General features: G+C 61.5%; 9 protein-coding genes and 2 pseudogenes. 6 read left to right on the top strand and 5 right to left on the bottom strand.

Annotation, left to right across the window (positions count from 1 at the left end):
- Together FP2506_RS17730 and FP2506_RS17725 are read left to right on the top strand one after the other, a co-directional pair.
- A partial coding sequence (locus FP2506_RS17730; RefSeq protein WP_007068999.1) for a multicopper oxidase family protein occupies positions 1-1165 on the top strand: 1165 nt, incomplete at its 5' end.
- An 11-nt stretch (positions 1166-1176) separates the two neighbouring features.
- A complete protein-coding gene (locus tag FP2506_RS17725; RefSeq protein ID WP_007068998.1) occupies positions 1177-1323 on the top strand; it encodes a hypothetical protein in 147 nt (48 codons plus the stop codon).
- Between the two features lie 16 nt (positions 1324-1339).
- Here the strand turns inward: FP2506_RS17725 and tnpC are convergent.
- A pseudogene (gene tnpC, locus FP2506_RS18605) lies at positions 1340-2571 on the bottom strand (IS66 family transposase).
- Between tnpC and FP2506_RS17715 the strand changes: the two are divergent.
- The gene (locus FP2506_RS17715) at positions 2464-2952 is read left to right on the top strand and encodes a c-type cytochrome (protein WP_425277097.1); all 489 of its coding nucleotides are present in this window, start codon (positions 2464-2466) and stop codon (positions 2950-2952) included. The pseudogene tnpC and the gene FP2506_RS17715 sit on opposite strands and share 108 nt — an antisense overlap.
- 18 nt (positions 2953-2970) lie before the next feature.
- On the opposite strand, the gene FP2506_RS19420 is transcribed toward FP2506_RS17715, so the two are convergent.
- The 3 genes from FP2506_RS19420 to FP2506_RS17705 are packed head-to-tail and all read right to left on the bottom strand — an operon-like array spanning position 2971 to position 4384.
- Positions 2971-3093 (bottom strand): hypothetical protein, encoded by a 123-nt coding sequence (locus FP2506_RS19420; RefSeq protein WP_274533413.1) that lies wholly within the window; start codon positions 3091-3093, stop codon positions 2971-2973.
- Complete coding sequence (locus FP2506_RS17710; RefSeq protein WP_007068993.1) at positions 3090-3479, bottom strand: rhodanese-like domain-containing protein; 390 nt, start codon at positions 3477-3479, stop codon at positions 3090-3092. Before FP2506_RS17710 ends, FP2506_RS19420 begins: the two co-directional genes overlap by 4 nt.
- Positions 3480-3490: 11 nt before the next feature.
- Positions 3491-4384: an MBL fold metallo-hydrolase gene (locus FP2506_RS17705; protein WP_007068992.1), complete on the bottom strand. Its 894-nt coding sequence runs from the start codon at positions 4382-4384 to the stop codon at positions 3491-3493.
- Between the two features lie 54 nt (positions 4385-4438).
- Here FP2506_RS17705 and FP2506_RS17700 point away from each other — a divergent pair, with 54 nt between their 5' ends.
- Positions 4439-4780 (top strand): ArsR/SmtB family transcription factor, encoded by a 342-nt coding sequence (locus FP2506_RS17700; RefSeq protein ID WP_007068991.1) that lies wholly within the window; start codon positions 4439-4441, stop codon positions 4778-4780.
- A 517-nt stretch (positions 4781-5297) separates the two neighbouring features.
- Positions 5298-5602 (top strand): annotated as a pseudogene (locus tag FP2506_RS17690) (transposase); the annotation flags it as partial.
- Positions 5603-5682: 80 nt separating this feature from the next.
- Here the strand turns inward: FP2506_RS17690 and FP2506_RS17685 are convergent.
- Positions 5683-6782 (bottom strand): IS3 family transposase gene (locus FP2506_RS17685; protein ID WP_425277096.1). Its coding sequence is split into 2 segments (ribosomal slippage): positions 5683-6521 and positions 6521-6782, totalling 1101 coding nucleotides; the frame shifts between segments, so codons are not numbered across the junction.
- Between FP2506_RS17685 and FP2506_RS19620 the strand changes: the two genes are divergently transcribed.
- Positions 6781-7215, top strand: a complete 435-nt coding sequence (locus FP2506_RS19620) for an IS3 family transposase (RefSeq protein WP_007068986.1) — start codon at positions 6781-6783, stop codon at positions 7213-7215. The genes FP2506_RS17685 and FP2506_RS19620 overlap by 2 nt on opposite strands.
- The last annotated feature ends 93 nt before the right edge of the window (positions 7216-7308 follow it).

Here is a 7308-nt window from a genome sequence, read left to right as displayed (position 1 = left end):
TCGAGATGGCCTCGACCAGCCGACCAGCGTCCACTGGCACGGCATCCGCATTGACAACGCGATGGACGGCGTGCCGGGCCTCACGCAGGAGGCGATCGCGCCCGGCGGCCGCTTCGTCTACGACTTCGAGGCGCCCGATCCCGGCACCTACTGGTATCATTCGCACGACCGCTCCTGGGAGCAGAACGCCCGCGGCCTGCACGGCGCGCTGATCGTTGAGGAAGCCGAGCCCTGGGAGGGTGCCGACCGAGACCTCGTTCTTCTCGTCGACGACTGGCGCCTCGCCGAGGACGGCTCGATCGACGACAGCTTTGGCCAGATGATGGACTGGAGCCATGGCGGGCGTCTCGGCAACTTCGTCACCGTGAACGGCCGTTCCAAGCCGCGGATCGAGGTGAGGCCCAACGAGCGTATCCGCGTGCGGCTGATCAACGCCGCCAATGCGCGGATCATGGAACTGGGACTGCCGGGAACGCGTACATGGCGCCTCGCCCTCGACGGTATGCCGGTGCCGCTCGTCGAGGAGAATGAGCCGGTCTGGCTGGCGCCTGCCCAGCGAACCGACCTCCTCGTCGACATCCTCGACGACGAAACGCCGAAAACGCTGGTTCTCCATACCAATGGCGGCCCGTTCGAGATCGCGGAATTCGCGGTTACGGGCGAGCCGGTGCGCGCCTCTTTCCCCGAAGCCATCGGCCTGCCGCGGTCGGGTCCGTCCCTGCCGGACGACCTTTCCGACGCCGTTCGGGCCGAACTCCTGATGGAGGGCGGTGCGATGGGTGGGATGGCCGGAGCCATGCACAAGGGCCGGATGATGGACACCCGCTCTCTCGTCGGCAAGGGCTATGTCTGGGCCTTCAACGGCGTCGCCGACGACAGGGGCAAACCGCTTGCCCGCTTCGCGAAGGGCCAGACGGCCGTCATCACGATCCGCAACGAGACCGGCTGGCCCCATGCGATGCACGTGCACGGCCATCATTTCCGGGTCCTGACGCGCAATGGCGAGCCGACGGGCGATGTCGCCATGCGTGACACCACGCTGACGGTGCCCGACGAGACCATCGAAATTGCCTTCGTTGCCGACAATCCGGGCAAATGGCTGCTTCACTGCCACATGCTGGAGCACTCGGCCTCCGGCATGATGACATGGTTCGAAGTGGCCTGAGCAGAGCAGAGATGAACATCAGCAAGACAACACTCGCCGCAGCCATCGGCGCCGTCGCCGTCGGGGCGTTCCTGATCTGGCGGGCGACGTCACCCGGCGATGCAGCCGCCGACCACATCGACGACGTGACCGTCCCTGAACTATCGGCGCAAGCGTAATTACCCACCCCATTGATTACGCGCTGACGGTGGCCAGGATCGTCGCGAAGGGATTGGCTTTCATTGCCAGCTTCGCGGTGTCGACGACGGTTCGGATTTCGGCCTCGCCGTCCGCGGCCCACTTCGATCGGTAGCCGTTCGTGAACTTGCGCTGGATGACAGCGGGTCTGAGTGCGCACTCGCAAGCATTGTTCGTCGGTGCGACCTTGCCGGGATGGTCGGTGAAGGTCAGAAGCTGATCGCGGGCGTTGGCGACCTTTTGCTGAAGCGCCGCCGACAGATCGCACGCCGTCGGCGTCGTCAGAATGTCGGTGAGACTTCGCTCCAGCGTCTTCCTCTTGGCAGCAATGGTCGAGGCGGCCACCTCGGTGATCTGATGCGACAGGGCGAACGCCTGTTTGAGCCAAAGCTTCAAGCGAACCGGTAAGAAATCGTCACTCGCCTTGACGGCATAGGCGGCGTCACGGGCAAGATGGGCAAGGCGGGTCTGGTGCGACCGGCCGTGACCTTGCTGGGCCGAATATCGATCCGAACACCAGACCTTCGGGCGGTGACCGGCCATGAGATCCTTTGCGACGATCGCGCCCCGGGTCATGGCAGCGCGGTGAACGACCGCGTCGTCCGAGACGAAGACCCAGGAATAGGCGTTGCAACCCTCGATCCGAACGCCGGTCTTGTCGGAGGCGACGACGTCGGCATGACGAAGCGCGATGATCGCCTCATCCCGCTGCGGCGCGAAGGCATCCTGGGAGCGCTTGAGCATGTTCATCAGACTGCCCTGGCTGATCGTGAGCCCGAAAAGATAGGCGAACGCGGCTTGAAGCCGCTGCTAATACAACGCCTGGAAGGTCTTCAGATAAGTCGCAACCGGCTGCAGCCGCGGTCCGAACGGTGTGCCTTTCGCCGCTTCCGGGATCGGTGCGACAACTCGCTCGCCACAGGATGGACAGACGACAGCCAGCCGATGATGCCCTCAACGACGGGCCGGACTTCGGGAAGTTCGACGGTCTCGTGCTCACTGATGGGCTCACCGGAAAGATCGGCTAAGAGAGCTGCCTGGCAACAAGGGCATACGCCGGGACGATGCTCGAAAAGCCGATCGAACCGATCAGTCATTACCCGCGCTTTGCCCTCGTAGCCGTGCTTCGCGCCGCCCGGTTTCGCCTTCTCGCGCCGCTCTTTCCGGTCGAGAGAGGGCGGTTTCGACGACGTCCGCGACGTCTTTGCCGGGCGCTGCAGCCGGAGCACCAGATCGATCAGTTCGTCCTTCGAAAGCCGCCGCAAATCATCTCGGTCCATCTTACCATGGATTCAGAGGACCGATCCCCTGACAAGGGGGTGGGTAATTACGCGCAAGCCGCCTACGGTGAGGATCTCTTCGAGGAGAACTGCGCCGCCTGTCATGTCGAGAACACCGCCGAGAGCGAGCAGGGGCCGCCGCTGATCCACCGGATCTACGAGCCGAACCATCACGGCGACCAGGCCTTCCTCATTGAGGCGACGCAGGGCGCGCGCGCCCATCACTGGCAGTTCGGAAACATGCCCCCGGTCGAGGGCATCACGCCCCGGCAGGTCCGGGACATCGTCGCCTACGTCAGGGAGGTGCAGGCGGCGAACGACATTTTCTGAACCGCCGTCAGGCACCCATCAGCGGCGGCGGCGAAGGAATTTGACCAACGCCGCGATCGCGAGGACGACGAGAATGATCCAGAGGATCCCCCAGAGGCCCATGCCGAAGGGCATCCAGGCGCCCATGCGATCGTCCATCATTCCGAACCTGCCTTTCCGCCCTCGACGGGCCGTCCCGCTTCGCGCCAGCCCTCAAGTCCGCCTTCGATCGGCTGGGCGATATAACCCATCTCGTCGAGCGTCGCGGCCGCGAGGCTCGCACGTGCGCCGGACGCACAGAGGACATGAACCGGTCGGCCGCTGGAATGGGCGGCATGGAGCGCCTTTTCGCCGCCCTCGTTGGTCACGTCGGCCTTCGCTTCCAGAAATCCCCTCGGAACGTGAACCGCATCCGGCACGCGACCGTCCTCGTCGAGTTCGTGAGCCTCGCGGACGTCGAGAACGAGGCCGTCGGCGTTCGCGGCTTCGACGGAACCCTGCGTCTTCTGACGTGACTCCGCTACGAAGTCCTTCATGGTCTTGTTCATTGATGCTTCCTTCAAAGCCGGTTGACCGGGATCTTCAGATAGACGTGGCCGTCGGCCTCCGCAGGCGGCAGTTTTCCAGCCCTTAGATTAATCTGCAGCGCGTGCAGCATTCGGTCCGGGAGCGACAGGGTTTCATCGCGTTCGTTCCGGGTGCGGACGAATTCATCTTTCGTGATCCCGTCACGCAGGTGGCTGTTGTCTCTTCTGTGCTCAGCGACCGTCGCTTCCCACTGGATCTCCTCGCGCTCGTCGGTTCCGTAGTCATGGCCGACGAACAGGCGCGTTTCGGGCGGAAGCGAGAGGATGGTCTGGATCGATTCCCAGAGCATGCCCGCGTCACCGCCAGGAAAATCCGCTCGGCTCGACCCCATGTCCGGATACATCAGCGTGTCGTGCACGAATGCTGCATCGCCGATGACATAGGTGATCGAGCCCAGCGTATGACCGGGCGAGAGGATCACGCGTGCCTGGAGATCGCCAATCTCGAAGTTCGCACCGTCCTCGAAGAGATCGTCGAAGTCGCTGGCCGGCTTAAAGGCGTCGGGAAGGTGATAAAGGTCGCGCCAGAGATCGGCGATCTCCAACACCTTCCGGCCGATCGCGTTCGGAACGCTCAGCCTCTTTCTCAGATAAGCTGACGCCATCAGGTGATCGGCATGGGGATGGGTATCAAGGATACGGACGATCTCGATTTTCTCCCGTTCGGCGAATTCCACGATCTCGTCGGCGCTCTCGAAACTCGTTCGCGCCTCCGCCGGGTCGAAGTTCTGGACGACGTCGATCAGAACGCCCTTTCTCGTTTGCGGGTCGGCCACGAGATACTGGATCGAACCTGTGTCCTCTTCGTAGAACCCCCATATGTCGGGTGAGCCCGAGCCGGTCGAGGGACTGTGTCGGGTCAGCATGACTGCCTCCGCGGATGCATTGTCGATCAGTCGATCAAGCGCTACATATGATGTATGTCTAAATTAGCAAGTGATGATATTGAGAAGCTCGAAAGGCGTTCCGAGGAAGTAGCCGCGATCCTCGCGCTGATCGCCAATCCGGCGAGGCTGCGCATTCTCTGCCTTCTGGCGAAAAGCGAGATGCAGGTCGGTACGCTCGCCGCTGCGGTCGGCCTCAGCCAGTCGGCCCTGTCGCAGCATCTCGCCAAGCTTCGCGTCGGAGGCGCTGTCGAAACACGCCGTAATCGACAGGCCATCCACTACCGTCTTGCCGATGGCGAGGTTCGCGCCATCATGGACTGCCTTTACGCCATCTTCTGCAATGTCGCGGATACGGATGTATCAGGACCAAGATGACGCCGTCATTCCTACTCGCCCGAACAATTCGATGATCGCCGTTGTGACTATCAGGCCGGTCGGCCTTTCGTATGCCTTCGGCGGAGCCAGAGAACTGTGCGTCTGGATAGGAATACGCACAGAGCGTTCGAGCGGCTTGAGATTGTTAAGCCCGAACGGCGGCCTCGCTGGAGCGGCGAAGAGAAGCCGAAGATTGTCATCGAGAGCATGTCAGGCCCGCGGCTGGTTTCGGCGACGGCACTTCGCTATAGTACCGCACGATCTCAACAGGCGACGTGGCGGCGGATGTTTCGAGGTCAGCCGTCGGTTTCGAAAGACTCGATGGATCGTCCGACGTTCGTCCCGGCTTTGATTTCCGCGCCAGCGGAGCTGCCAAAGCCGGATCCCGTGACGCCTTCACGCGTGGAGATCGTCCTGACCGGCGGACGCCGGATAATCGTTTACACCGGTATCGATCCCGAAGTCCTTGAACCGCCCCGACTTTCTCGGAGGCTCCAACTCTCGAGAGATCGGAGCCCTGACGAAGAGTACATCTCCTTATAGTCCCGAAATTCGCGAGCGTGCGGTTCGGATGGTTTTGGATCACCGCAGCGAGCACGGATTGCAGTGAGGGGTGATCCAGTCGATGTCTCGACGATCGGTTGTCCGGGCGAGGCGCTTCGCAACTGGGCACGACAGGCCGAGCGCGACGACGGCCTGCGCGCCGGTCCGACGAGTGAAGAAAAGGAAGAACTGGCCAAGCTTCGCCGCGAGCTGCGTCAGGCCAACGAGATCCAGCGCAAGGCGTCGGCGTATTTGGCCTGCCCCCACGAAAGTGGTCCTCAATGAAGTATGGTTTTTGAACCATTGAGGTGCTCCCCGTTTTTGGTCCGCCCGGCTGGAGAATTTCCGGGGGTTGTAGCTCAGGCTGACACCGCGTCGCCTGAGCATTTCATCAGCTCGATCGGCGTCCTATGGCCGATCGCGCTGTGAGGTCGGACCTCGTTGTAGTCTCTACGCCAAGCCTCCATCTTCGCGCGGGCATCGTCAAGGCTCATGAACCAATGCAGGTTCAGGCATTCGACGCGGAATTTGCCGTTGAAGGACTCGATGAACGCGTTGTCGGTCGGCTTTCCCGGTCGTGAGAAGTCGAGAATGACGTCCTTCTGATAGGCCCAGAGGTCGAGGTCGCGGGAGATAAACTCCGAGCCTTGATCGACCTGGATCGCTTTGGGATAGCCGACTTCGGAACAGATCCGTTCCAGCGCCTGGACAACGTCTTCGCCTCGATAGCTGAACCGGGGATTGATCACCTGGGAGAAGCGGGAGAAGGTGTCGACGACCGTCAGGATGCGGAGTTTGCGACCGGTGGCAAGCTGGTCGTGGACAAAATCCATGGCCCAGGTCTGGTTCACACAGGTTGCCACCGTGGGGTCGTCACGAAGCCGGGCCTTCACGCGCCGCTTCGGGACCTTGTTGCGCAGTTGAAGGTCCATCTCCTTGTAAAGTCTGTAGATTCGCTTTGGGTTCACAGCCCATCCCTCACGCCGCAGCAGCACGTGGACACGACGGTAGCCGTATCTTACGCGCGTCTCGGTGATCTCCTTGATCCGCTTCTTCAGGGCAGCCTGATCGTCGCGCCGAGCCTTGTAGGCGTAGAGGGAACGACCGACCTTCAGAGCGAAACAGGTTCGTCTGGCGGACACCTTCCAGCTCTCCCGGACCTCGTTCACCAACTGGCGACGACGAGCAGGCTTCAAAGCTTTTTTGACAGCACATCCTGCAACATCGCCTTGTCCAGCGAGAGGTCCGCGACCAGCCGCTTCAGCTTCGTATTCTCTTCTTCAAGCTGCCGCAGCTTCTTCACCTCCGTAGGCATCATCCCGCCGTAGCGCTTGCGCCAGTTGTAGAATGTCGCTTCGGATATTCCCGCTTTCCGGCAAACATCCGCGACGGCTGTTCCTTCGTCAGCCTGCTTCAAGACGAACGCGATCTGCGCCTCGGTAAACTTCGACTTCTTCATGGAATTCTCCTCGTCCCGATCCCGGGATCATAATTGGAAAATTCCAGCTCAGAACGGTCCGAATTTCGGGAAGCACGTCACCTTCATCAACGACCATCACAGCGTCTACGGGGTCGAGCCGATCTGCAGGGTTCTACCGATCGCTCCGTCGACCTATCGCGAACACGCCGCCAAGAAGGCCGATCCACAACGCTTATCGGATCGTGAGAAGAAGGTTGAGACGCTCTCCGCAGAGGTCAGACGCGTCTTCAACGAGAACTTCGGCGTCTACGGCGTTCGCAAAAGCTGGCGAAAGATAAAGCGCGAGGATTTCGAGATCGCCCGATGCACCGTGTCGCGCCTGATGAAGGCCATCCAGTATCACACCGTAATTAACTGCCAGTCGGTTTCCTACCCAGCTCGACCATTCCATAATGACGTCATATGCAACTGATCGAAGCGCCCTACCCCCTTCGCTTCATCGCTGCTATCGGGGTGGCATTCTCGGGTGAACGCCAGAGTCGTACTCCGGAAAAAAAGGTGGCAG

Source organism: Fulvimarina pelagi HTCC2506, assembly GCF_000153705.1.
GTDB lineage: Bacteria > Pseudomonadota > Alphaproteobacteria > Rhizobiales > Rhizobiaceae > Fulvimarina > Fulvimarina pelagi.
The sequence above is the reverse complement of the archived record's forward strand: the minus strand, read 5'-3'. Positions and strand labels throughout refer to the sequence as shown.